At 46.1% G+C, this 26,537-nt stretch carries 11 protein-coding genes; all 11 read right to left on the reverse strand.

Going from position 1 to position 26,537, the window contains the following annotated elements:
* Positions 1–11 precede the first annotated feature (11 nt).
* Positions 12–3,146, reverse strand: coding sequence for a TonB-dependent receptor (locus GV030_RS16745; protein WP_159584449.1), 3,135 nt, complete (start codon positions 3,144–3,146; stop codon positions 12–14).
* Positions 3,147–4,520 carry a sugar porter family MFS transporter gene (locus GV030_RS16750; RefSeq protein WP_159584451.1) on the reverse strand — a complete coding sequence of 458 codons (1,374 nt, stop codon included), beginning with the start codon at positions 4,518–4,520 and terminating at the stop codon, positions 3,147–3,149.
* Positions 4,521–4,794: 274 nt separating this feature from the next.
* Complete coding sequence (locus GV030_RS16755) at positions 4,795–7,536, reverse strand: substrate-binding domain-containing protein (protein WP_159584453.1); 2,742 nt, start codon at positions 7,534–7,536, stop codon at positions 4,795–4,797.
* 165 nt (positions 7,537–7,701) lie between these two features.
* Entirely contained in the window at positions 7,702–8,601 is a 900-nt protein-coding gene (locus GV030_RS16760) for a PfkB family carbohydrate kinase (protein WP_159584455.1), read from the reverse strand.
* Between the two features lie 13 nt (positions 8,602–8,614).
* Entirely contained in the window at positions 8,615–10,102 is a 1,488-nt protein-coding gene (locus GV030_RS16765; RefSeq protein WP_159584457.1) for a glycoside hydrolase family 32 protein, read from the reverse strand.
* Between the two features lie 105 nt (positions 10,103–10,207).
* Entirely contained in the window at positions 10,208–15,571 is a 5,364-nt protein-coding gene (locus tag GV030_RS16770; RefSeq protein WP_159584459.1) for an Ig-like domain-containing protein, read from the reverse strand.
* 44 nt (positions 15,572–15,615) lie between these two features.
* Entirely contained in the window at positions 15,616–18,141 is a 2,526-nt protein-coding gene (locus GV030_RS16775) for a GH32 C-terminal domain-containing protein (protein WP_159584461.1), read from the reverse strand.
* Between the two features lie 6 nt (positions 18,142–18,147).
* The gene (locus GV030_RS16780) at positions 18,148–20,382 is read right to left on the reverse strand and encodes a GH32 C-terminal domain-containing protein (RefSeq protein ID WP_159584462.1); all 2,235 of its coding nucleotides are present in this window, start codon (positions 20,380–20,382) and stop codon (positions 18,148–18,150) included.
* A gap of 57 nt (positions 20,383–20,439) precedes the next feature.
* Positions 20,440–21,702: a DUF4960 domain-containing protein gene (locus GV030_RS16785; protein ID WP_159584463.1), complete on the reverse strand. Its 1,263-nt coding sequence runs from the start codon at positions 21,700–21,702 to the stop codon at positions 20,440–20,442.
* A 48-nt stretch (positions 21,703–21,750) separates the two neighbouring features.
* Entirely contained in the window at positions 21,751–23,415 is a 1,665-nt protein-coding gene (locus tag GV030_RS16790; RefSeq protein ID WP_159584464.1) for a RagB/SusD family nutrient uptake outer membrane protein, read from the reverse strand.
* Positions 23,416–23,424: 9 nt separating this feature from the next.
* Entirely contained in the window at positions 23,425–26,532 is a 3,108-nt protein-coding gene (locus GV030_RS16795; RefSeq protein ID WP_159584465.1) for a TonB-dependent receptor, read from the reverse strand.
* Positions 26,533–26,537: the final 5 nt, after the last annotated feature.

Raw genomic sequence — 26,537 nt, forward strand, 5'->3', positions numbered from 1 at the left:
AGGTGTTTTTGTTAAAATCCTAGACTTAAACCAGCGGTATAAATGGTCGGAATTGGAAATGCATAATTTGGGTTTTCTGGATCCGGTGCCGTAAAGCCTTTGCTCTTGAGGGTGAGCAGGTTTTGACCCTGCACAAATACTCTCGCCTTTCTCATTCCAAGCCGATCTAGTGTCGATTGTGGCAAACTGTAGCCTATCTGTAGGTTTCGAAGTTTCAGGTAGGAGGCGTTTTCTATGAAATAGGTGGACACTCTACCTTCGTTATTATTGTCGACTATGGTAAGTCTGGGAATGTCAGAGTCCTGATTGGTAGGAGACCAAGCATCCAGTGTGCGCTCTCCCCAGTTGGTACCGGGCCACAAGGAGGCAAAATCCGTATAGGTCTTATAGCTATTGTAATACTCTATTCCGGTGACACCTTGCGCAAATACGGTGAATGAAAAGTTGCCGTACGTCGCATTGATATTGAGCCCATAGGATAAAGCAGGATCAGCTACCCCAATGAACGTTTGATCCTCATTGTTAATCACATTGTCTCCATTTAGGTCTTTGTATCGGATCCGGCCCAACCCTTTTCCAGGCTGACTGGCATGACTGTCCACCTCTCCCTGAGTCTGAAACAGCCCATCGGCTACATATCCATAGATAGAATTGACAGAGCGTCCTACCAGCGTCTCACCCAAAAGCTCTATTTTGGCATCGTTTGGTACTGCCCCGCTCAACGGGGTACGAATAAACAAGCTCTCGGGCATGCTCACCACCTCATTGGTCAGTGAAGCCACATTACCAGACACATCAAAAGCCAGCTTTCCTATATGATCTTCATAAGTAAGGATAGCTTCTAAACCTTGATTTCTGATGGTGCCGCCATTTACAAACTGTCCGCTTGCTTCACCCACAGCTGACAAAAGGGTGCGGAAATAAAGAATATCGCTCGTCTCTTTGATGAAATAATCCACCGATCCTGAGAACTTTCGCAAGACATAATCCATTCCAAAATCCCACTGTGTGGTCGTCTCCCACTTAAGGTTGTCATTGGCTTGCTGATTGGTGATATAACCAGAAGGAAGCTCTCCCATGTCAGCTCCGGCTATGTCATAGGCCGTGCCCAGCGCCGGTCGGTAGCTTGGAGGATTTGGATTATCCCAAATAGCATCTTCTTTTCCGTAGACAGGTCTGTAAATATTATACACCGCCAATGGATCGATCTCCTGGTTACCATTTTGCCCCCAACTAGCCCGTAGTTTTATATCTACAGGAGTGGCTATTAAACTTTTGAAAAACTCCTCGTTACTGAGTCTCCACCCAACAGATGCTGCGGGAAAATTCCCATACCGGTTATTAGCTCCAAACCGTGATGATCCATCTCGTCTGATCGTGAATGATGCGAGGTATTTATCCTGAAGGCTGTAATCAAACTTACCAAAGAAAGACATCAGGGCCCACCGGTTTCCACCTCCACTATTCAATTGATTCTCTGCACCAGCGCCCAGATAAGCGTAGTTTGGATCTTCACTTATATAGCCTTCCCTTGAGGCGTTGAACCATTCCTGAGCGTATTTGATCTGTTCTGTTCCAGCCAGAAACTTCAACGATTGATTCTGTAGGTTTAGGTCATATGTAGCTGTGTTGGTCCAGATCCAGTTGCCACCGACACTGGTGTTATTGGCCACCATATTGTCCGGCTCAGACAAGAATCCGGAAACGTATCTTTTCCTAATTGATCGATTATAAAACAAGCTATAGTCAACCCCAAAGTTCGTTTTGAACTGTAAGTTTTTTACTGGATTGATCGCTACATAGGCATTGCCAAAGGGCCTCACAAACTTGTAGCGGTTTTGCTTATTGTCTTCGATTAGCCGGACAGGATTTTGACGGTCTGTCATTCCAGACACGGGGCCTCCCCAACCTCCTGCTTCGGTATGTACTGGCACAATCGGGTGCTGTACAAGTGAGGTAAATAATATCTCCCCGGCATTGATCTGAGTTTCTTCCTGATAGGTGACCTGGAAATTTTCCCCAACAGTGATCAGATCATTCAGGAAACTGAAACTCGAATTGAATCGAGTATTTATCCGTTCGAAATTTGATTCCTTTATGGTCCCGTCGTTATCGAAATACCCCACGGAAAACATCATGCTTCCATTCTCTGATCCTTTGGAAATCCTGAGGTTATAAGATTGAATCACTGATGGTTGAGAAACCTCATCAAACCAGTCCGTATCGGCCGGGCGCATGGTCTGTTTGGCATCCAGGTACTCATTGTAGGTAATACCCCCAAGTGCTGGATTGTTGAGGTCTCCATTCCAGGAGTAGTTATAGATGGGGCTCGTAGGCTTAAGACCCGCGTTGACAGAGGCCTGCCAAAAGACCTTGCCTCGCTGATAGGTATTGAGTGGGTTCAGCTTAGTGGTGTACTGCTGTAGTGACCATGAAGCATCGAAATCGATCTGAGCTTCCTTGCTTTTCCCTCTTTTGGTGGTAATGATGATCACGCCATTAGCCGCCCGAGCCCCATAGATACTTGCTGAAGCGGCATCCTTAAGCACCTGAATAGATGCGATATCAGCTGGATTAATTTCGTGCATTCCAGCTTTGGAGGGCACTCCGTCTATGATATATAAGGGATCATTGTTGTTGAGTGTGCCATTCCCCCTAATTCTAACAGTAGCTCCTGAACCAGGCGAACCATCAGACGTAATAGAGACGCCTGGCACTCGCCCTTGTATATTTTTCATGATATTTCCCGGTGGGAGGTCCTTCACTTCCTCGAGATCAACCACTGCCACGGATCCGGTCAGATCCTTCCTCCTTTCACTGGTATAGCCCACGACCACCACTTCCTCCAGGGCTGTCACATCAAACCCAAGCGTCAGATTAATGACGGAGCGATCGCCTACCTTCACCTCCTTTGGCTCATAGCCAATAAATGAAACCACTAATATATCGGCTTCAGAGGCCTCCAATTGAAAGGTACCATTGACATCCGTAATCGTTCCGCTGGAGGTTCCTTTTATCTGCACTGATGCCCCAGGCAAACCCTCTCCGGTTTCCTCATCGGTGATGGTACCCGATATTATCTTCTGTTGGGCACTAGCCAGCATACCCGTCAGTAATAATAAAAATGTCAAAATCTTCTTCATCATTTAGTTGTTAAGGTTTAATGAATGTTGTGCAGATGACACAGCTACTGTTTCGTCTCCTGCTTCTATTTCTTCAAGTGATTTCCCTTTGGTTTCAGGCATGGCCTTCCAAACAAATAATAATTGGAGTATCATCATTGAAGTGAAAATCAAGAAGGTATTAGATGGTCCTATGTGTTTGGTGATGTATGGGAAGATCAGTGCCACTGCTGCTGCAAGTATCCAATGGGTAAAGCTGCCTAAAGCCTGACCTGCAGCACGCACCTTATTGGGGAATATCTCTGAAATGAATACCCAGATAACCGCCCCTTGAGAAAAAGCAAAAAAGGCGATATAAATAAAGAAATAGATAGAAATACTCCCGAAATCTCTGATGTAGAACGACCAGGATATTAACCCCAATGTGATAATAAGGCCGAAAGATCCTACGAGCATGAGAAAACGCCTCCCAAACCGATCAATAAATGCCAGAGCCAGTAACGTAAAGCAGAAGTTAACCACCCCAATCCCGATCGTGGAAATCAACGAGCCAGACTTGCCCATTTCGGCCATCTCAAATATTCGAGGAGCGTAGTAAATGATGGCATTGATGCCTGACAGCTGATTGAAAAACGCAAAACACACGACCAGAAATATTTGGGTCTTATACTTGGTGTTCCATAGCGATTGTCTTTCCTCTTTACCTATGGATGAATTTAATATGGAATTGATCTCAGCCTCTACCAGATTGTGGTCGCGAATGGATAGTAATATATCTCGTGCCTCATCCACTTTGCCTTGCTTCACGATTAGCCAACGTGGACTTTTCGGAACAAAAAGCACCGCAAACAGGAAGATCAGTGCCGGAATCGCTTCTACCCCAAGCATCCATCGCCAGGCCATTTCACCCATATCTGCCAACCCGTAGTTAGATAGATAGGCGATCAGTATGCCAAAAACGATATTGAACTGAAAGAGCGCCACCAACTTCCCCCTGGATCTGGCGGGAGCGATCTCTGAGATATACAGGGGAGCCGTCACCGAGCTCACGCCCACACCTATCCCACCCATAAATCTAAAAAACAAAAAGAGGTTCCAATCAGTCGCTAATGCCGAGCCTACCGCCGAAATCCAGTACAGCACGGCAATCCAAAACAATGAATACTTACGACCTAGCCGCTCTGAGGGTATACCACCGAACAACGCACCTATCACAGTACCTATTAATGCTATAGAGACTGTAAAGCCATGCTGAATAGCAGTAAGCCCCCATATGCGCTGAACTTCCTGCTCAGCTCCCGATATTACGGCTGTATCAAACCCAAAGAGAAATCCGCCCAGAGCAACTACTATAGCATAGGTAAGGATACGCACATCGTTCTTCTCAAAAACTTTCATGCTAGCAAGTTATGAGATGAGTATCCTGCCGGTTGTCAGAAATGTTTCAACAAATTACAAATTCGTTAACTCAAATAGATTTCTTTGATAAAAGCTCATTAAAGTGGCTTTTAAGGTGATTTAAATTACACAAATCACAATTTGACAATTTAGTTTTTGTATCAAATTTTAGAATTTGTATCAAAAACCGCCTCAATCAAGAACGAACTTTGTCATGAATGGGCTTAGCCACCAACAAGGGGCTAATAGATTCTGTAGAAAAGCGAGTGTATTTTTAAGAGTTTGCCCGATTTTGACGGTATTCGCTCGGCGAGATATCAAACTTTGATTTGAAAGTAGACGAAAAATAAGATGGAGATGAAAAGCCTACCTCATAGCAAATTTCACCAATACTTTTATCTGTAGTACTTAAGAGGTATTTGGCCTTTTTCAAACGCACAGTAGTGATATAATCATTCACACTGTAGCCCAGCATAGCTTTCACTTTTCTGTACAGTTGAATCCGAGAAAGCCCCAGAGATTCGCAAATCACATTTACATCGAGTGATTGATCGGCAATGTTTTGCTCAACCACCGCAGTAAAGTCATTGACAAACTTCTTGTTGAGCTTACCCTCACTCCGCTGAGACTGATCAGAGGGTATTTCGTGGAGGTAATGCTCACGCAATTTCGCCCTATTGGCCAATGTGGTTTTGATTCGCTCTGACAAAAACCTGAAACTAAATGGTTTGGTGATGTAATCATCGGCACCCTCTCTTACACCCTCTACCCGCTCCTCCTCAGAGCTACTGGCCGTCATGATGATAAAGGGGATATGAGCTGTACGAACATCGGATTTCATCTTAGCCAGTATATCACGACCTCCCAGCTTGGGCAGCATCAAATCACTCAGAATCAAATCAGGAATCTGCTCTTTGGCAAGGGTCACACCAGCCTCCCCATCTTTGGCCCATAGCACCTTGTAGGATTCAGCCAGTTTTCGCTTTAAAAAAGCAGCCAGCTCTTGATTGTCCTCAATAATCAAAACGGTAAACTCATGATCAGCCATAGATGCCTCCACCCCTTCTTCATAACCAAAACCATCTTCAATCTCATGGTCATTGACCAACTGATCCCCATCACTACTCAACTGCTCTTCACTGAAGTGTGAATCTCCCATTTTCAACCTTACTTCGAAAGTAGTCCCAACATCCTTCTGACTCGAAATCTCAATAGTACCATCATGCATCGCTATCAATTCTCTCGAAAGTGCAAGCCCTAATCCGGTTCCGTCGGCTCTTGAGTCATCTCCCTGATAGTACCGATCAAATGCCCTGGCCCGCTGATCCTTACTCATACCCATTCCGGTATCGGTAAGCTGTATGACCACTTCATTTTTTTCAGGCACTGGCAACAATATCACTTTTATGGTGCCTCCCGGAGGTGTAAACTTGAAAGCGTTTGACAGGAGATTGAAAAACACTTTATCGATCATGGTTTTATCTACCCAGAGATCAATCCGATCTTCCCGACTGTCAAATATCAAGGTATAACGACCCTTCTTAGCCAGGTTTCTGAAGGAATCAGTAATCTCCTTTAGAAACCCCACCAACTCCGTCTTTGATGCCCGGACTTTCATCCGTCCATTTTCGATCTTTTGAAAGTCCATCAGCTGATTGACTAGCCCGGTCAAACGCCTGACATTTCTTTGGGCAAGCTCCAGATCCTTTTTCATAAAACCCGTGAGGGTGTTGCTGCTGTGGAGTTCATCCAAAGGTCCCTGAATCAGAGTGAGGGGTGTTTTCAATTCGTGAGAGATGTTGGCGAAAAACTGTATTTTGCTTTGATTGGCTTTGTTCACCTGCTGGGACATCTCCATCACCTCCGCTTTTTGTCTGGACACCTCCTCGTTTCTTTTCTTTAAGCTCTTGTTAATCTCTCTTCTTTCTCTTAGGAGCTTCAGGGTAAAGGCAAAAGACAAGGCACTGATCACAAATAACACTGCAATGACATACAAAATGTATTGCTGATTCTTATAGACCACCCTTTGCTGGTCAATTCTCTCCGCCAGTCGATTAATATCAGACTCATGCGCCAGTATTTTATTGGTCTGCATACGCATGACATGCACATTGGAACTATCTATAACAGTAGTGACCAACTCGTTATCTTTATCATACGGCCTACCATGTAAAATATCGGAAGCGATCTGAATGGCCACATCTCCACCGGTAGGGTACAGTAGTGAGGCCTTCAATATGCCTGATGTCACATAATCAATCCCCCCGCCAGGCCCTGAGAGCGCATCCACTCCGATTATCTCCAGTGATCCACCGGGAGATAACTCCCGATAGCTCTCATAAGCAGCATAAGCCATGATATCATTATGGGCAAAAGCCAGATCAAATGAATTACCCCCTTTCATAAGTTCAACAAAGCGCTTTCGGGCAGTCTCCTCTCCACCCCACTCACCTTCTATTTCTGTCACCTCTATTTGAGGAAAGGTTTTTATCTGGTCACGAAACCCATTGTGTCTCTCTATAAAGGGCGTGGAACCCTTCAATCCCTTGATTTCCAATACTTTTCCTTGCCCATCCAATAGGCTGGCAATGTAGGTCGCTGCTATTTTACCAATCTTATAATTATTAGCTCCTACATAAGCAGTATAAAAATTTGAATTGGTCTTTCGATCGATCAATATAACAGGGATTCCGCTCCTGTACGCCTGGTCAACGCTGCGGGTCACGGGCTCTGCTTCATTGGGAGAGATAATGAGCAAATCCACACCCATTTCCACAAGTTCATTAATGTGCTTGTTTTGAGCATCATTGTCTCCCTGAGCATCCTTGATCACCAATTGCATGTCTCCATGAAACGAAAGCTCTCTTTGCATTTCAGATTGCATAGTCTTTCTCCAACTATCAAACGAGGTACATTGGGAAAAGCCAACGAGATATTTTTTATCCGTGATCTGTGGCTTGCATGCCCACAAAAGCGCTGAAAGCAAAAAGACTATCGTCTGAAAAGAATACTTCAAGTATTTGAATAGTTAAGGCGTCACAAAGATGCTATTTATGGGGCATCCCATTTTGAAAAAACATTAAAAATATCATTTTTTCAGAATCATCAAACAGGATCACCCAATATACCACTTTAGTGAATTCACATAGATATCGGTGAACACCGAGTCAAATGCCTATCCTCAACCCGCACTCAATATCTCAATTTTTCGCCTGAATTTCTCCGGATAGATCGGAATAGCACCGCTTTCGGATACCACAAAGCCACCAACCATGTTGCCAATGCGCGCTGATTTTCTCGCATCACGGGTACGGAGGTAGGTATTGAGAAAGGCCGCACAAAATGCATCTCCTGCACCCACACTATCCTTCACAAGCATCATTTTAGCACTTACCTTGTAGTGCTCGCTACGGGTGCGGATCACACAACCCTGCCCCCCACCAGTGATAATCAGCAAATCGATGTTTGGATAATCCGCAAGAAGCCGAACCGTGAAATCGTCCTGACTCATCTCCGCCTCATAGAGCAATGAGCTCAACACCCTCACCTCTTCATCATTCATCTTGGCTATCGTACAGTAGCCAAATGAAGACTCAATCACCTCTTTGGTATAGGCATCCCTGCGCAAATTCACATCATAAAATATAGTGTTGAACGATCCTCTGGCCATGATGAAATCCATCGCTGCTTTGGATACGGGGTGTCGCTGGGCGAGCGTACCGAAGTAAAACGCCCCATATTCGTTCAGTTTGGCTGTATCTATACCGGACTGCTCGATGTAGTCATAGGCGACATCATTTCTGATGCGGTAGGTGGGCTGACCCTCCTCTAAAAACACCATCACCCGCCCAGTGAGGTGGCTATTTCGCTGCACAAAATCCTGACCCACGCCGAGTTTGATCATCTCCTCCACGGCCTGATCACCAAGTTTATCTGTACCAACAGCCGTGACAATAGACGCCTCTCGACCACACTGCACCATGTGTGCTGCGAAATTGACCGGCGCTCCGCCAAAATGTTTATATCCTTCTATGAAATCCCATAATACTTCCCCAAAGGCCAATACTTTCGTGTTTTCCATTTGCTTATAAATTTTAGAGTTCTACCAGATCAGATTTTAAAGAAGACATTTTCACGTCCAATCCTTCCGTAAATGAAATGGACGTATATACCTCATTGGGAAACATCAGATCTGTCATCACCACCAGTCCGTCATTTACAAAGACCTCTATGGAAGATTTATCCATAAAAATCTGAAGCTTTTCTATCTCTACATCCGGCAAAGGTGCTTTATGAACAGACGCAAATAAATCATTAAAATCAGAGAGGCCCGATGATGTTCTATCAATGAGCAATTCATCTTTAGACAGAGAAATAGTGAGCTTTTCAGCAATGTTATTTTCGAAGATCAACTCCAATCCCGACTCAGGAATATTGGACAGTTCCAACTTGTAGGCCGCAGATTCGAGCTGACCACCCGAATCAATAGAACTTGATGTCTCAAAGTGCTCGCCGAGTTCTTCTACTGGCACCGACTGCAAAACGGGCTGATCATTGATCGTGAGCAGCTTCAGTTCTCGTGGTAGGGTCATAGCGCTTCTCCAGTTATCGGTAGGCACCGCTACAGCGTACTGCCAGTTACTCATCCACCCCAAAAACAACCTACGCCCATCTGACTCAGGCACATCAGACCAGGTAACTCCGGCGTAGTTGTCCGCTCCATAATCTACCCATCGGATAGTAGAATCACCAGGTGTAAATACAGATCCATCAAAATCGCCCACAAAATACTGGGTAGCCGAACCTCCCTGTGGCCCTCCCGGATTGATGCTCACCAGCATCACCCATTTTTCAGTTTCGTTTTCGTCCGTCAAAGGAAAAAGGTCTGGGCACTCCCATACGCCTCCATGGGCCCCAATAGACTGACCAAATTCACTTTCCAACTTCCATTCTTTTAGGTCTGGAGAAGAATAAATATTCACATGATCTTTCACTGCCAAGATCATCGTCCATTGCTGGAACTCTTCATTCCATGATACTTTTGGGTCTCTGAAATCTATGATCCCCGGATTCTCCAAAACAGGGTTTTGTTGATATTTGGTCCAACTTCTTCCCCTATCCAGGCTATATGCGATTCCCTGGGTTTGAAAATCAATTCTTCGGGCATCGGCTCCAACCGGATCATGATAGGTATAGATAGCTACCATTGGTGGGTTGTCCCTGGTTCCAAAACCTGAGGTGTTTTGCCAATCGATGACCGCACTACCGCTAAAAATATAACCCAGAGAGTCTGGATATAATGCAATAGGCAGATGCTCCCAGTTGATCATATCCTCAGAGACGGCATGCCCCCAATGCATAGGCCCCCAAACATTGCTGTCGGGAAAATGCTGATAAAAGAGGTGATACTCTCCTTCAAAATAGACCATTCCATTTGGATCATTCATCCATTGAGCAGGTGGTGTGAAATGATAAGCCGGTCGGTATTCCTCTCCTCCGCTTAGTTTGATCGGCTCCTTCTGCTGAACAGTAGAAGCACAACCGTAAAAAATGATCGCAAATAGAATGGTGCTATATTTCATGTGTATAAGTTTATTTTAATGGGTCACATGAAATTCGCATAGACTTTATTCAACCCGCGGGTTGCCGCCGCCTGATGTCTAAAGTCTATGCTCCTTTCAAATAGTTTATCGTTTAATTATTCTAAAAACATGCTTTTGACTGTCCGTAGTTACCATCACCAGATACATTCCCGGATTCAGTGCCCGAACATCCAGTGTTGAGCCCGTCAGCGTTTGATTTCTGACTTCTCTACCATCCATAGACAGAATGCTCAACTCATATACCGACTCCTTAGGTAAATCCAAATGCAACTCATCAGTCACAGGGTTTGGATATACCCTCAAGACAATCGTTTCCTCCACCTTTTCGAGCTCTTCGGTAATTCGCGCTGTTGCGTTTCCTACAGTAGGGATGATCAGGTTATCGAGGTTGATATGCCCCCATCCACCGGTAGCATTGTCTACCAACTTCAGATAGCACTCGGTGCCCACAAATGCGGAAGCATCAAATTGCTTCTGTATGTAATCCTCACTGTCGTTGTTGTCACCAGTGGCTTTCATCAGTACGGCACCATCTGACTTACGAACAAGTGCCAGATAGACGGTGTTAAAATCAAATCCTCCACCGATCAAAAAAGTAATGATTCCATTCCCACCCAGTGTAAAATCGGCGGTTTGAAGGGTGCCTGTATCGGCATCACTTCCAGACTGCACGGACCACAAGTGATAAGTACCCTGTGGATTGAATGGGCCTCCCCATCCCCAGTTCACTGCATTGGTAGCATCGGCTGAGACGAATGCATTTCCTGTGGAGGTCCAGCCAGAAAGGTTGCCCGACTCAAAGTCATAAACCAGATATTGCTGCGCCTCTACAGTGACACTTGTCTGATCAGAGAAAGCTCCTTCGTTGGTGGTGACCGTGATCGTAGCACTCCCCGAAGCTATTGCTGTAACCGTACCATTTGCGTCTACTGTGGCCACATTGGTATTGGACGAACTCCAACTTACTCCCTGATTGGAAGCTCCTACTGGCAGTACGGTAGCTGTAAAAGTGGTACTGTGGCCCTCTGTCAAAATCACAGAAGCCTGGTCAAGATCGACCCCAGTCACAGACACGCTGGCTACCGGAATCCTTACATTGTCCAGGTTAATATGCCCCCATCCGCCGGTGGAATTGTCCACTAGTTTGAGGTAACATTCTGTACCCACATAGTCTACAGCATTAAACTGCCTTGTGGCATAGGCTTCACTGTCATTATTATCTCCGGTGACTTTCATCAGTACAGCACCGTCAGATTTGCGAACTAGCGCCAGATAGAGGGTATTGAGGTCAAATCCTCCACCGATCATAAAGGTGATCACGCCATTTCCATCCAATATAAAATCCTGAGACTGCATGGTACCAGTATCTGCATCACCACCTGACTTGACAGACCACAAATGATAGCTGCCCTGCTGATTGAAAGGGCCACCCCATCCCCAATTGACATCAGTGGTTACATCAGCTGAGACAAAAGCGCTACCAGTAGTCGTCCATCCGCTGAGGTTTCCAGACTCAAAATCATAAACCAGGTAATCCTGGGCCACCACAGTTGCCGTAGCCTGTGCGGTAAACCCACCATCTATAGTAGTCGCTGTTATTGTGGCCGTTCCGGCTGACACTCCGGTAACTACTCCATCATTGACGGTGGCCACATTGATATTTGATGAACTCCAGCATATGTCTTTGTTGGTAGAATTCGCAGGTGTCACTGTTGCTACCAGACTCTTTGAGGCCCCGGCGGTGAGTGTAAGCGAGCTGGCATTTAATGACACTCCTGTAGCTGGCACATTATTATTGCCAATAGGCACCACCAGGTTATCCAAGTTGATGTGTCCCCATCCACCTGTAGAATTATCCACAAGTCTGACATAACACTCTACCCCAATGTAAGCCGAAGCATCGAATTGTTTGGAGACATAATTCTCACTGTCGTTATCATCTCCGGTCGCTTTCATCAACTCCACTCCATCAGACTTCCTGACCAGGGCGAGGTAGACAGTATTGATATCAAAACCACCCCCTATCATGAAAGCGATAATACCGTCTCCACCAATCACAAAATCCTGAGACCTCAACGACCCGGTCTCTGTATCGCTCCCAGAGCTGACTCCCCAAAGATGATAGCTACCTTGTGGTGTAAATGGGCCTCCCCAGCCCCAGTTTGCTGCCGTGGTAACGTCCGCATTGACAAATGCTGTACCAGATATGGTCCACCCAGTAAGGTCACCACTTTCAAAGTCATAGATTAGAAACTCCTGATTAGACACCGTCACGGTGGCCTGCTCTGTGAATCCGCCATCGGCAGTAGTCACCGTCACTACCGCCTGACCAGTGGCCACAGCAGTGACCAAACCTGCACTGCTCACAGTAGCTACCCCCGTGTTGCTTGAAGACCATGTCACCGATTGATTGGCTGCATTGGAAGGACTTACCGTAGCCTCCAAAGCGAAGGTTGCCTGTGGTGCCAAAGTCAAAGCGGTTTGATTAAGCGAAACGCCCGTAGCAGCTATCGGTGTTCCGGACTGAATAGGAATCCGTACATCATCAAGGTTCAAATGCCCAAATCCTCCGGTAGAATTGTCCACCGCTTTGAGGTAGCAGACTGTACCCAGTGCGGCAGATCCATCAATGATCACTTTGGAATAGGTCTCATGGTTATTGGCTGTCACTTTCGCAAGTAGCGCATCATCAGAGGCACGATAAAGACCCACAAAAAGGTTGTTGATGTCATTTCCTCCTCCTATCAAAAGTTCGATTTGGCCATGGGATCCCAATGTGAAATTGCTTGTAGTAAGAGATCCTACCTGTCCATCTCCTCCATCTTTAAAACCATGCAAGTGATAGGTACCCTGATGCTGGAATAGGCCTCCCCACCAGGCAATGTCACTCGTGACATCTGCAGTGGCGAAAGCTGCACCTGATACAGTCCAGCCTGAAAGATTACCACTCTCAAAATCATACACCAGATAAGTTGGTGCATCTGAAACAGTCACTTCGCATGTAGCACTGTGACCATTTGCTGCGGACGCCGTGACCGTAGCTGTGCCTTTGGCTACAGGTGTTAATTTCCCGTCAACAACCGTCACTACCCCAGCGTTGCTGGTGGTCCAGGTAACCTGCTGATTGGTGGCGGTTGCCGGAGAGACCGAGGCTGTCAAAGTACCAGAGGTTGTTAGGGGCAAAATAAGGCTTGACTTGTTTAGTGAAACACTGGTCACACCAATACCTTGTCCTCCAGCCCCTAGCAAGTAGCTCTGTACAGAAGTGAAAGTAGTCGTTCCTCCATCAGAATATAGCTCCACACCGTTACTGCTAACCATGGTTGGATATATCCTATTGGAGAATGCCGCTTTACCATTGATAAACACATCGATAGCAGAGTGGTCAAGGAATATATGGAACTTCTCGGGCTTGCCAAAAGCGGTTTCGTCATAGTCCTCTGTAAAGCTTAATCTTTCAAAACTCCGTGGTGATAAACTAGAATTCAACTTATCCAGAACTACCTGCTTGTTCACTGCATCATAGTACAGTCGGGTAATCTCCTGCCCATCATCCGACACAAGGAAGTTCACTCCATACTTATCACCCGCAGTATTCGGGTTGAGTTCCACGATCAACTCCATTGACTGACCTTTTGCCTGTATCTTTTGTGTACCAGATACGGAAAGGTTAGTTTGGGTGATGGCTGTGCCTGGTATCCGCAATGTTTGCAGCTCTGGAGCCGGACTTTGTCCTAATGTCTGCCCATCTGCCAGCAGGGTGTAAACGCGCGGAAGGCTAAACGTATGACACCAGCCGGCATCCAGCTGAGCCTGTGAATCCCACCGCTCATCCACGATCCCCATACCCACCAACTGGCCGTTGGTGTTTCTGGCCACTGTAGGAGAAAGGTGCCCATGAATCACGTCCAGATTTTTAGGCTGAGTGTAGTCAGGCGTAAAAAGCCCTCCAGACCAAACACCGGTCCAGTATACCGCCCGGGTGTGACCTGGGCCGGGAATCGGATTGACTATTAGTATGTGTTTGCCATTTCCTATACTTTCAAATACTGGCATTTCCCACAGAGACTGAGCCGGGGCTACCTGATTGTAATCCAATGTAGTAAACTGAGATTGACGTGTCCAGTTGTTCAAATCTGAAGAAGTGTAGTACTCTAGTCCACCTCTTCCACTGGTGAGTTTTGCTCCAATGATCATGTGCCATGTCGTACCTTCTTTCCACAAGTAAGGATCTCTGAAATCTGCCACTACTTCTCGGTCAATCACTGGGCCAAGCTTTGTCCAGTTCTCTAATCGACCATTGCTACTGGTGGCATGCGAAATCCCCGGATTGTAAGGCCCGGAATGATTCACATTGGTATAAAAGGCATGGGCAGTTCCATTATCCACCACTACATCACCAGACCAGATACCTTTCATGTCATAGCCGGAAGTAGATGACCACTCCAAAGTAGGCCAAAGGGCATCTTTCTCATGCTCCCAGTTTACAAAGTCACTGCTGATCATATGTCCCCAGTGCATCATGGTTTTGAATGGGCCATTGGGCGTGCGCTGATAAAACAGGTGATATTGACCATTGTACTCCACCATACCGTGGGGTTCGTTGGTCCAGTTGGCAGCTGGCATAGCATGATATACAGGCCGCTGAACATCGTTTGCAAATCGACTGGATGGTACGGCCAGCGACTCAAAACCCGATGTGGGAATATTAGCAACTAAGGCCTGATATGCTGAAGAAATAGCGGTCCCGGATTTCGCAATGTCATATATTTTGGTTTCGTCTATCGCTGCATTAAGTGCATTAATCAGGAAAATCCCGCTGTAGGTATCCACATTGCTCTTACCAATGATCAGGGGAGCAGAAGCTTCCTGTATGGTGCCTCCGTTGGGTATGGATGCCGAAGCTACTTCCTGTCCGTTTAGATACAGCCTCATCACGCTGGCACCCGCATCTACTACACCTGCCACATGTACCCACTCATAGAGCGGAAATGGGTTTGGTGCCTGGCAGGTATATTTGAGGCCATTGACATTGACCGAAAACCAATACACACCAAATGTATTGATCCCGATCTGATAGCCCTGATCTCCCTGCATCTGACTGATGATAGCCGATGGGGTAAGATTACCATAGGGCACTTCATGATCAGACGGATAACTTTCCAGACTGATCCATGTCTCCACGGTCATAGTACCACCAAAATTGGTGGTCAAATCCCGGCTGGCCCAGGTTGAGAACCCATCGGTTCTTAGCGCCTTGCCGGCGACACCAGAGACTCGCTCTGGTTTATTAAACGTATTCGCAACTTGAAAACTCAATCCTCCTGCCTCATCCAACGCCGTTTGAGTTCCACTGGCTTCATCGTACTTCAGGTAGACGATGGGGTTTTGTGCCATAGCACAGTATGCCCAGATCACCATAATAATGGAGATAAATGTTTTCATCATTTTGTAAGGGTTTAAGTTTAAATCATATGTTCACCTAGTGCCTTTTATTCTTTGTTTTTGATCAGTATCCTCTCTGAGTAAAAGAGGGTGCCATCGCTGGCGGTCAGTAAATACATTCCGGCGGGAATTTGATGTACATCTATAGCTGCCCTCTCCTGGTCAATGGCTCCACTTAGTAGCTGCTGACCTGAGAGAGAATAAATAAAATATTGGCCGTTTTCTATTCCGGGAGTATCCAGGTTGATCACGTCAAACGAGGGATTAGGGTAGAGCTTCCACCCGGATTTAAAGCCCGATTTCAAAGGCTCCTCGGGTTCCTCTGGCTCTTTGGGCGTCTTGTTAAAATGCGTAGGAAGGTTACTCGGTACACAACTTTGACCCACTACTTCATGGTCCAACATGGAGGCCATTTCCCATTTCTTAGCTGACACCACAGATACCTCGCCATCTATGGCTACCACGTCTACCAGGTCGCTTTCCGCCCGAGAAGGATAAACCCTGGCAGAAAACACAGTAAGGTTTTGCACAAACACCTCTAAAGTAGAGTGATCAATGAATATGCGCACGTTCAAAGTGTCATTTGGGTTGAATACAAAATTCCCTATTCTGGTGTTCTTTAAGGTATTCGAAAGGGATGATTGGCGCCTATCCAGAATGATTTTATTCAGTTCATAATCAAAAGTAATGGTTGTATACTCGCGCTCATCTTCATGCTTGAGCACCTGAATTACAAAGTTGGCATTGGAATCAGCTTTGATATCAAATTCCATTTCGATCTGATTCCCTCTAAACTGAGGGAGGTTGTTTCTTTTGCCATTTTCCAAAACCAATTTTTCCACCGATATCTCGTCAGACCTCAGCCTGCAAAGGTTTGGATGGGGTATTTGCCCAATGGTGCTATCTTCCAGCAGGCGCACCTGACGTGGTATGCTAAAAGTCTGTCGCCACCCGGCATTGATCTGATCATTGCCATCCCGATCTTCGGGAATAATCCCGATGTAAGTATCTCCCGTCTCATCATCTGTACCAAAGGCCGGAGCCAGCATGTGGCTATCAAATAACTCGAGTGATTTCGGGGTTTCAAAATAAGGTTTGAAGGTTTCATTTTCCCAGGCGCCCAACAAATAAATAGAACGTGCCGGTTTACCATTGTTAGGCGTAGGTGTCAACTGTAGCAGGTAGGTATCCCCCGCCAACTTCCTGAAAGTTGGCATTTCCCAAAACTCCCCGTATTCGGAAATGTCTGAATTGGCATATAACCTCGGGATAAGCGTCCAATTGACCAAATCTGAAGAACGATAGGTAAAGAGTATGCCGCCACCATTGTTTTGCAAACCTGAACCCACTATCATGTAATACAACCCATCACTTTTCCACAGGTATGGGTCCCTAAAGTCCATGTGACTAAAGCTCGTAGGTGCATTGGCCAATAAGGGATTGGACTCACTTTCAGTCCAGGTGAGCAAAGAATCCCCGGTGGGAATGGCCATGCCAATACCGGCTTTGGCTCCATCTACCCCCGTGTAAAAAATATAGGGACTTCCAGCATTGTCCTTAAGCGTGGTACCTGACCATGCGCCGAAATTATCAAAACCCGGAGTTGGCCTCAAAGCAATATCTACTTCGCGCCAATGTACCATATCAGGGCTGATCAAATGGCCCCAGTGCATGAAATATAGCTGGGGAGCATTCGGGTTTTTCTGAAAAAACAGGTGATAGTTACCCTCGTAATACATCAAACCATAGCACTCATTGGCCCAGCTGTTGTTGGGCATCGGATGGTATTGTGGTCGCAAATGATCTCCGGCAAACCTCACGGCCGGATCTATATATAAATCAACTTTCCTCTCAGGTACAGATTGACTTGCATCCGTGATTTCTGCCTCTGTGAGTGCTACATTATAGACTTTTAGGTCATCCAAAGCTCCATTGAGCACATTGACAGAGAATCCATTTGCGCGTTGATCAAGACTTCTTTTACCAATGTACAAGGTACTCTCCGGGACAGAAATAGAGGATGCCGAAAGTCCTTGTTTTAAAAACCACACGACACCATCCACATACACCCTGGTCTCCCCAGCATCCAGGTCTATAGTCGCTACAATATGATGCCATTGATAAGTAGAAAGCCTGTTTGGTGTATTGTGCACATAAAACGTATTATCCAGGTGGTAGCCAAAGTTAAGTTCCCCATAAGGGCCCACACTTAGATAAAACCCAGAAGCCCCTGATGCTGAAGACAGCTCAATGATAGAGGAAGATTCTCTATTGAAAGCCTCAGTAGCATACCATGCTTCTATGGTCAGTGCACGATCGATCCCTGATAAACTAAAGTTGGATTGTGAAATATAAGTAGACCATCCATCCAGTCGCAGGGCGTTTCCATCAGGTGACGTAATACGCTCAGGACGATCAAAAAGGTTTTCGATACTCAGTGACTGTGAGGACACCTCCTCCGTGGTGGTATTTGTCCCTGAAACTTCGTTGAACCCTACATGAAAAACCTCTTGAGCAATGACCTGCTCTGTCAACATCAATCCTACCCAAAACAACAATTGTATCTTCTTCATATCCCTCTATTGATTGATTAACTGTTCGGTAATTATTTGGTTATCAGCCACTATCCTCAAAATGATCACTCCTGAGTAAGTCTCGTTATCCAGGACTATCTCATACCCTTCGTTCTTAGTACTAATGGTAAACGGAAGTCTATTGCCTGACATCCCGATCAACTCAACATGAGCAAGAGACTTTACCCCTTCCACCCGAAACTTTCCTTGGGATGGATTTGGGAAAATTTTAACCCTCGATTTGGGAGTGAAAGTGACCAGCGCCTCCTCTCCCCGCCAAATATTCCCATATTCAAAGTGCGAAACCTCAGTAATAGATCCAACGTCCCCATAAAACCTTAGCCCGGTGGCCCCTGACGTGGGGAAAATACGGGCTGAAATCAATTCCTCACCATCATTTACAAAAACCTCTACTGACGACTGATCTACAAAAATCTGGAAATTCAATGACTGGAGTTCAGATGTACTAAAATCAAACAACTGAGTGTAGTCTCCGGAAAAAGCTACTCCAGAATGTTTCCTATCCAAAAAAACCTTAGCCGTTTTGGGATCATATCCTATCTGGGTATAGTAGCTGCCCTCAGCTGCAAGAATTACCCCTGCTCCAGATTGGGTATTTGTTTGGTTAATAGAAAACCGCAACTCGTACTGGTTAGAGCTTTGCGCTCTGCCAACAAGGGCAGTATTGAGCGCGTCCAAATCACCCTGAATAACAAGTGTATCCTGTCTCAACTCATAGACCTCAGCAGCAGGTTGCTGAAACAGCCGAATACCAGCAGGAGTCTCTTTCAAAGTAAGTTCTCTGGGCAAAGACATTCCTCCACGCCAGGTGGAGGTAGGCAGGTTGCCCGCATATGACCAGTTATTCATCCAGCTCATCCACAGCACTCGGCCATCAGGAGTTTGTTGAAAGCTACGCCCGGCATAATCATCAGGCCCATGATTTACCCAAAAAGCCTCCTTTTGTACAATTGCCCGATCAGAAAAATAGACATGGTCCACATTGATGTGCCCCCATCCACCAGTCACTTCATCCACAATCTTAAGTTGGGCAGATTTGCCTGCATATTCTGATACATCCCAGGCGTACCACCTCAGTTGTTCGGTGTTGCTCCCTGTAGCACTCCTCACCACCTGATCGTCAACGATAAGCTTGATGGCCGTCAGGTCTGGGTGGTGGCCACCCCCTATCAGAAAGTTGATATAATTGGATTCAATGATGAAGGGCGCTGAGGTAAGACTGCCTGTAGCTGCATCACCATTCAGATAGCTATTCACCAACTGATCTCCCTGATAATTTGTGACGAGTTGTTGATCGGGGAGTGTACCTGCCACAGGTGCATGGCCAAAGGCCGTTCCTGTCACCGTCCAGTTTTCATAGCCGGACTCAAAGTCTTCAAAAACCAACACCTCATCTGTTGGCTGGGGGTTGAGCAGTAGCTCAAACTCGGGGGTAAGTGTAAATGACTTCCCATCAAAATCACCCACAAAATACTGAGTACCAGATCCGCCGGAGGGTGAGCCAGGGTTGATACTGACCATCAGCACCCATAGTTTCCTTGAGGTGCCTTGCACCTCCAACTGAAACAGGTCAGGGCACTCCCACACTCCACCGTGGGCACCCATTCCTTTTCCAAAGGCACTCTGATAGGTCCAGTCTTTTAAGTTTGGAGAGGAGTAAAACCCGATTTGATCCTGCTCGGCTAATGTCATCACCCAGGTGTGTGTGGATTCGTGCCAAAGCACCGTGGGGTCTCTAAAATCGATAATTCCTTTATTTGGCAGCACTGGATTCCCAGAATACTTAGTCCAGTTTATACCTTGATCCAGGCTGTACGCCAGACTTTGCTTTTGAGTCTGTCCCGCACTTGTGTAAATGGCCACCATAGCGGAGTCTCCAAAGCCGCTGGTATTGTGATAGTCAATGACTGCTCCCCCCGAAAAAATGGCACCCTGACTGTCATTATACAGGACTACACCTTGTTCTTTCCAGTGCATCAGGTCGGTGGATGTGGCATGCCCCCAAGACATATTGCCCCATTGCGTGCCGTGAGGATTGTATTGGTACATCAGATGGTAAGTACCGCTGAGGTAGACCATGCCACATGGGTCATTGACCCAGTTTCGCTCCGGAGAAAAATGATACTGCATTCGATATTGCTCAGTATAAGTCTGCGCTTTGGCCAGATGGCCAAAAATCAGTGCTATGAATATCAAAAAGAGCTTAGTGAGAAGATGCATGGTATGTGTGAAAAAACCGGAAGAGGAAACCCCCTCCCGGTTCAGTATGAAGAAAATTTACTTTTCTATTAAATAGTTAATTGAATTAACGGTCATTGCAGCATTGTTGCTCATAAATGCATTATCAGCGCCGTTTTGCTCCCACTCATATGCAGCAGCTCCAATCACGATGATCGAACCTTCAGCTGGTGCAGAAGCCCTCGCATGAAGCTCTACTACTGCTCCACAGCACAGGTCCACCACGTGACCCCACGTACCAATAAGTGTAGCTTCCATAGCTGCTTCCCATTTATCTGCTTTATCAAAAGCATCCACATGATCGGTGATCGGTGCGGCGTTGATATCCCACATGGAATTATGATCTTCTTTGTACCCAGCTGCTATCATTGGTATAGCAGGATGACCATAGGAAGTTTGATCTACAGGGTTGGCAATGTCACTGGTAGTGCAGCCCTCAAGTATGGCATGACCAGATCGATCCCAATCAGAACTGGAAACGGTCTCAATGGCATTAACATTCAAGTTGACATTAATTCCCCACTGATCAGGGTTTTCAAAACCATCACCACTTCCGTAGATTCTAGGCGCCCATCCATTCTCTTCGTACGGCTTTCCAGCATCATCTGGAATCCTTCCCAGTTGGTTGAGGTACTGTGTGCCATGACCAGCCAACACGAAATCTCCACCGGCTGCATGCCATGCTTTGAATGCGTCAACCACTGAAGCTGCCCGTGCTGATGCAGGGATACTCTCTAATAAACCAGGGTTGTTTCCCGGATCGCTATCCTGATAGTAAACCACTACTTCGATGTATTGTAACGCATCGGTATTTACACTAGAGAACGGAATGTACTCCAGGTCATCACCATACTCTCCCGAAAGATACGCATAAGCAGCGGCCATGTCTTTTTCTTTAATACTACCCGGAGCATTGGCATCTCCCACGAAAGCGATAGAAGCAGCAAATTCAGCAGTCACAGAAACCTCAAAAGAGAGCTCCTCACTACCATTGGAAATGGTGTAAGTCACTGCTCCTGCTGAAAAATCCTGAGCAGTACCAGATGCTGGAGATACTGTAACGCCCTCTGGCAAGGTAACTGCAATAGTCACAGCCGAAATATCCGTACGTGGTGGAAATGGCTGGAAAATAACCGTACCAGCGGCGGCATCTACCACACCCGTTCTGGTGATATCAGCCGACGTAGCTGTGATGGATGTGATTTCCAATGATGGTGCCGGATCCTCGCCACCGTCCCCACAGGCAATAAAGCCCACTGTTGCGATGATCATCACCGCATAAAACAAAATTGACTTCTTCATAATTATTTTGGTTTAGAAAATTGAATGTTTATTGAAAAGTTGATTGAATTAATAACCGTTATTCTGTTGGTAAAGGCCCGGATTCTTATCCAACTCGGCTTGCGGAATTGGATAATACTCATGAGTACCCTCTACAAACTCTACCCCTTCCAAATAAGGTGTTACTGTGTATTCATCGGATAAGTATTCACTGATGGTCTGGGCTGTAATCCCCCATCTGTTGAGGTCAAACAAACGATGGCCCTCCATGGCCAGTTCAAGCCTTCTTTCTCTCCTCAATGCCTGACGGGCATAGCTCTGGTTCCATCCGGTAGTTGGATAGGGTTCTATCGCATAATTGGCAGCTGTAGATACTCCGTCCAACGTTCGAACGTAAGTACTGTTCTTAGCTCTGTTTCGGATTTGATTGATGAGGGCACGAGCCTCATTCAGATCAATATTCCCTTCTATCAACGCCTCCGCCTTCCATAGGAGCACCTCGGCATACCTAATGATTGCGAAGTTTAGTCCGGAAGCTGCCCATGGTAAACCATCATGCATCCTGGGATCGTTAGAATCTATGACGTGTTTTTTGGAAGAGTAATTATTTGGATAATCTGCACTCCTGCCCCACTCTGAAAAAGTGTAGATACCGCTCTGTTTCCATGGTATGTTATTTCTTCCTAAAGAGAAATCAACTCTAGGATCCACGGGATTGAGATAGGAAGCTCCGGTAGCATGCGGAGGATTGTCAAATCCATCAAATACCGGTAACCCATTGGCATCTGTTTTGAAGGCGTTCACAAGGTTCTGGCTAGCCAGATAAAAGTCGTCCCCTCCCGGATAAGCGTTACTATAGGTGACATTAAGAATGTTCCCAATATTGTGCCCCAAATCCGGGTTTTCAGTCAATGCAAACTGCACGGTAAACACTATCTCTGAGCTGTTTTCAAAATCAAGTGATGCCAGATCTTCAAACTCATTCAGCAAAGCGTATTGTCCAGAGCCTATCACCTCATCGGCAAATGGAATTACCTCACTCCACTTTTTCTCCTCTACCAGTATTTTACACATATAAGCCGCGGCTGTATATTTATTGACCCTTCCGAGTTCCGGCTGACTAAGGGGGAGATGGTCATACGCAAATTGCATGTCCGCTTCTATCAGTTCCAAAAGCTCCTCCTTGGTGTAAGTGGTATTAGACGCTTCTGAGCCCAATACATTTTCGTCCAACCAGGGCACCTGGTTATAGTTTCTCACCATATCAAAGTGAAAATGAGCACGTAAGAATCTCATTTCGGCCATTCTGATTTCAGAAGGATAGTTTGGGTTTTCGTATTCCAAAAGGTTGCTTATGGCCACATTCACACGGGCTATGGCCCAGGTAAGATTGAGCCATTTATTGAAGGCAAGATCATTGGTAGGATTTAACACATAAGTTTCAGCCTGATGCATTGGTACCTGATCCACGATTCCGCCCCCGCCCTTGTAGGCATCATCTGATCTGATGTCTGCAATCCAGTTGGTTGTTGGCCCCTGAAAAGTGACATGATGAAGACCGATAAACCTGGCCGTGAGAGAAGAATACGCAGCAGTGATCAGGTTCTCCATGATTCCCTCATCTACCTCTACCCCTTCCGCCAGGGCACCTTGTGGTACCTGATCCAGAACCTGGTCTTTGCATGCTGGCAGAAGTACTGCCACTATCGAAATTGCTATAAATATCTTTTTCATGACTGTCAGTTAGAGTTTGAGATTTAGACCGAGAATGAAAGTGCGGGGTAATGGATAAACTCCATTATCAAATCCGCCCGGCACTTCGGGATCAATACCCGAATAATTAGTAATAGTGAATACGTTTTGTACTTCAGCGTAGAGGTTTACATTGAACCCCTCGAATATTTTTGGAGTAAAATTGTATCCCAAACGAAGCGTCCTCATTTTCAGGAACGTGCCATCTTCTATGAAATAAGAGGAGGCCCTGCTTTCGTCATTTCCCTTATCATCCAAAGTGAGCATGGGCACCGTAGCCCCAGTGTTCTCTGGAGTCCAGGAATTTAAAATGGCCGAGGTACGATTATAGGTGCCTATTTGTGCAAACTCAGAGGTTACCCGAAGATTGTTGTAAATCTCATGCCCGATGGAGCTGTAGAAAAACATATCGAGTGTGAAGTTTTTGTATTTCACCTGTGAGTTGAGGCCCAGGGTTACATCCGGGTGGGGACTGCCCAGGTAAGTTCTGTCCTCGTCATTGATGATGCTATCTCCGTTGATATCTGCATAACGAATACGCCCTACGCCCTTCCCGGTCTGGTTGGCATGTGCCTCCACCTCCTCGGTGTTCTGGAAAATACCGTCTGCCACCCAGCCGTAAAATTCGCGCATCTGCCGGCCTTCAGCGATTCTACCCCCACTATCGAAGTATCTTTCTCCCTCGTAACCCAAAGGATACCTGTCGTCAAGATCATCTACCACAGATTTGTACCTTGACACCTGCACAGAATTGGTGATTTTAAGTCCTGAATTGCTCCTATAGAAATGCGTAAGACTCATATCAAAACCAGTGTTGGTAACCTGGGCCGAGTTTACAAATGGAGCAGTACCCTCGCCAATGGCCAGGGCCAAAGGAGGATTGCTTATCAGGTCAGTAGTCACCTTCTGATATACATCAAAAGTAAAATCCAACGACTTATTAAAAAGACGAACATCCGCTCCAATGTTGTAGCTTTTTGTCGTTTCCCATCTCAAGAATGGATTACCTCGTGTTAGCACTACAAATCCCTGTTGTACTGAGGTATTGGTTCCGGTCAGATCATAGTTTGCGTTGAGATCATTTGGCCCGTAAAAAGTGGATTGATTATGCAGAGTTCCGGTATTCTGATTGCCCAACTCCCCATAGCTGGCTCTTAACTTGAAATCATTGAGCACGTTATCTCCTATCGCTCGTCTGATGGCCGGTTCGTCCGTCACTCTCCATCCTACCATATAGGTCAGGAAGTCTCCATCAGTAGCAAACCTTGAGGTCATGTCGTGCCGGTAAAGTACCGTGGCTAAATACCTTTCTTTGAAGATATAATCCAGGCGGGCAATCTCTGAGTATAACCCCCAGTTGCTGCGCCCACCCTCGGCGATGCCTATGTCATCTCCACTGCTAATGGTCAGGTAGCTGGGTGTCTCTGAAGAATACCCAGTACGTGAAGCGGCCAAATCCCGGTAGCTGTATTGGATGGATTCTATCCCTCCGATCAAGGTGAGGTTATGGTCTTTCTTCCTGAATGAATACTCAGCAAAATTGTTCCAGGTGAGTGTAACACCCCGACCATATTTATTAAAATAACTATTGTTATCTATTTGATAGACGCCCTCATGTAAACTAGATCCGAAAAAATCATCATAGTAATCACTGTAGTCCAGGCCCACATTGGTGCGCAGTTTAAAAGCATGTGCTTCAGGCAAGATATCGAGTGCATCCAGCAGGCTCACTTCCCCATGTGCATTACCAAAGATCCTCCAGCTTTTTGTAGTGTTATTGCGGTTTCTATCCAACTGACTGACCGTGTTTCTAATGTCCGGGAAGTCTCCCACCCTGCCTGCGTAATCCCCATCAGTATCGTATACAGGAAGCGCCGGATGCTGTCTTACCACATCGTTGGCAGCTCCACCAACGCCCACACGCTCTGAATTAGATATGCTTAGATTCTCTCCCACTTTCATCCATTTGGTAAGATTGTAGTTAGAATTCAACCTGGCAGTAATCCTGTTGAAATAGGAGGTGATGATGGTTCCTTGCTCATCGAAGTAGGATGCGCCAAACATGACATTCCCTTTATCATTACCATTAGATATATTCACATAGTATTGTTGAGATTGACCATCTCTATAAATCCTGTCCGCCCAGTTCGTCCCTTCAGGTGTGTAGAGATAGGACTGATCTTTGCTCGGATCGTCTTTGTCTGGCTGATAGAGCTGTGGATCTGCCGGAATACCAGGCTTACCACCAAGATCAAAGTACCCGGTAAATGAAGGTGTACCGTTTCGGCTGTTCTTATAGGCTTCCCAGTAAACCTGCCCCCATTCCTCAGCATTTAGAAGATCCAGATAGTTGGCACGTGTCTGTCGACCTAAAATCACACCTGCGTCAATCTCCAGCTTATCCTTTTTACCTGTTTTCGTGGTGATCAAGATTACTCCTGCGGCAGCCCTGGCACCATACACCGAAGCTGCACCATCCTTCAACACCTGAATAGAAGCAATATCATTTCCATTAAGATTGTTGGGAGGCTCCTGTGAAGGAATCCCATCGATCACATAGAGTGGCGTATTGTCCCCAAAAGTGGTGAACCCACGAATGTTGACACTCGTCCCCACTGATCCCGGCTCCCCTGTTTGATTAAAGGTCACCCCGGCTACTCGCCCCTGAAGTGCCTGAAGAGGATTGGCATAAACGATTTTTCCAACCTCCTCCATGTCCACAACACTCACAGATCCTACCAGATCTTTCTTTCTCTTAGAAGTATAGCCTACCACTACTACTTCTTCCAGCGATTGCAAATCTGCCGCCAACGCTACATCTAACCTCGTTTGCCCGCTCAGCTTTATTTTCTTTGTTTCATAACCAATAAATGAGAACATCAGGGTGGCGTTGGCCTCCGTTGTGATCGTGTATTTACCATCTATATCTGTGATGGTTCCGGTATATTCATTTTCAATAGTGATGGTAGCACCTGGCAAGGTCTCACCACGCTCCTGGTCCGTCACGGTACCTGATATGGTCACTTCCTGTGCCAGCAAATCGGTAGCACACATAGTGGCCAGTAGTAGCAAAAATCCGTTGAGTAATTTTTTCATCATAATTA

Origin of the sequence: Marinoscillum sp. 108 (assembly GCF_902506655.1) — a bacterium.
GTDB lineage: Bacteria > Bacteroidota > Bacteroidia > Cytophagales > Cyclobacteriaceae > Marinoscillum > Marinoscillum luteum.